Origin of the sequence: Salegentibacter sp. (assembly GCF_041642575.1) — a bacterium.
Taxonomy (GTDB): domain Bacteria; phylum Bacteroidota; class Bacteroidia; order Flavobacteriales; family Flavobacteriaceae; genus Salegentibacter.
Genome location: NZ_JBEPWD010000187.1, coordinates 1 through 2,094 on the forward strand (window position 1 = coordinate 1; position 2,094 = coordinate 2,094).

At 44.4% G+C, this 2,094-nt stretch carries 1 protein-coding gene and 1 pseudogene; one reads left to right on the forward strand and one right to left on the reverse strand.

Annotated elements, in window-relative coordinates:
• The coding region (gene metG / locus ACESK1_RS13160) for a methionine--tRNA ligase (RefSeq protein ID WP_372920629.1) at positions 1–1,675 on the reverse strand (1,675 nt) is incomplete at its 3' end.
• Positions 1,676–1,831: 156 nt separating this feature from the next.
• On the opposite strand from metG, the pseudogene ACESK1_RS13165 reads away from it, so the two are divergent.
• Positions 1,832–2,094 (forward strand): annotated as a pseudogene (locus tag ACESK1_RS13165) (hypothetical protein); the annotation flags it as partial.

Here is a 2,094-nt window from a genome sequence, read left to right on the forward strand (position 1 = left end):
CATCTTCAATTTTGCTGAACAGCAGTTCTGCTTTTCCTATTTGATGTCCTGCAGGTAGCAGTGCTTCCCGGGTCGAGATCTTATCCCATTGAGATTTCTCATAGCTTTCCAGCCTGTTTTCTTCCGCCGAGAATTTCAGCATTCCTTTAAGTTTCACCGAAGTGAAAGGTAAGAAAGGCTCGCTTAAGGTGGCCAGGGCAGAAGCGATCTGCAGAGCGACATACATTATTGTTTGAACTCTGTCGGCATCTGTTTTAATCAGTTTCCAGGGCTCCTCATCGGCCAGGTATTTGTTTCCCAGGCGAGCCAGGTTCATCAATTCGGCCTGGGCCTCACGGAAACGATATTTTTCAATAGAACTTGCGATCACTGCCGGATAGGCTTTCAGCTCGGCAATAGTTTGCTCGTCAACTTTTGAAAACTTTTGCGGCTGCGGTACCAGCCCTCCGTAATATTTATTGGTAAGCACCACTACGCGGTTGATGAAATTTCCGAAGATGGCAACCAGTTCGTTATTATTTCTAGCCTGGAAATCCTTCCAGGTGAAATCGTTGTCTTTGGTTTCGGGAGCATTGGCGGTGAGTGCGTAGCGCAAAACATCCTGCTGCCCGGGGAAATCCTCGAGATATTCGTGAAGCCAAACCGCCCAATTCTTTGAAGTCGACAATTTCTTGCCTTCCAGGTTTAGAAATTCGTTGGCTGGCACGTTTTGCGGCAAAATAAATTCGCCGTGAGCTTTTAGCATCACAGGGAAAATAATACAGTGGAACACTATATTGTCCTTTCCGATAAAATGAATGAGTTTGGTGTTTTCGTCTTTCCAGTATGGTTCCCAGTCTTTTCCTTCGCGCTCAGCCCACTCCTTGGTGGAGGAAATGTAGCCGATGGGCGCATCAAACCATACATAAAGCACTTTTCCTTCGGCACCTTCAACAGGAACAGGAATTCCCCAGTCCAGGTCACGGGTTACGGCACGGGCTCTAAGTCCGTCGTCAATCCAGGATTTAACCTGGCCGTAAACATTGCTTTTCCAGTCGGCTTTATGGCCTTCGAGGATCCATTCTTTCAGCCAGCCTTCATATTGATCTAATGGTAAAAACCAATGACGGGTTTCCTTCAAGGTTGGTGTCGCTCCTGAAAAAGTAGATTTCGGATTGATAAGATCTGTAGCATTGAGGGAAGTTCCACAGCTTTCGCATTGGTCGCCGTAGGCTTCTTCATTTCCACATTTAGGACAGGTTCCGGTTACAAAACGATCGGCGAGGAACTGATTGGCTTCTTCGTCATAAAGCTGTTTCGTCGTTTCCTCGATAAACTTGCCGTCTTCATACATCTTCTTGAAAAAAGCAGACGCCGTATCGTGGTGCACTTCGGCTGAAGTCCTCGAGTAATTGTCAAAAGAAACCCCAAAATCTTTAAAAGATCTTTTAATTATGGTGTGATACTTATCCACGATATCCTGCGGACTTACACCTTCTTTTTTCGCTTTTATGGTGATAGGAACACCGTGCTCGTCGCTTCCGCAGACAAAAGCCACATCGTGGCCCTGCATTCTTAGAAAACGCGCATAAATATCGGCAGGAACATAAACTCCTGCGAGGTGCCCAATATGAATAGGGCCGTTGGTATACGGTAAAGCCGCTGTGATGGTATATCGCTGTGTAGAATCGCTCATTAATCTTAAACTTTTTGGAAGCCGTAAAGGTAAGCAACTGTTAAATAATACGCGTTAAATTCTTGCAAAAGACAGGGCTTCTCTGTGGAATGTTCCTGAATTTAGTATCAAACTTTTCCCGAAGAGATTTTCCTCTACGGAAGCAAACTAACCAAAATGAAAAAAATATTTGTTGTAATTAGTGTACTGACTTTGGTCGCCTGCGGAAGTTCTAAAAACACCGCTTCTAAAGATAAATTTGTAATTGAAAACCTTCAGAAATATTCTTCTGAAGAGCTTAAAAGCGAATATCCTGATGCTAATTTAAGAGAAGATGTGGGGATGTTTGAAGAAGGTACCGTGGAGCGTGCTTATACTATTCTTTATCCCGATACTCCGAATGAACTTCACGTAACCTGGAAAGATAAAAGCCGCACAGA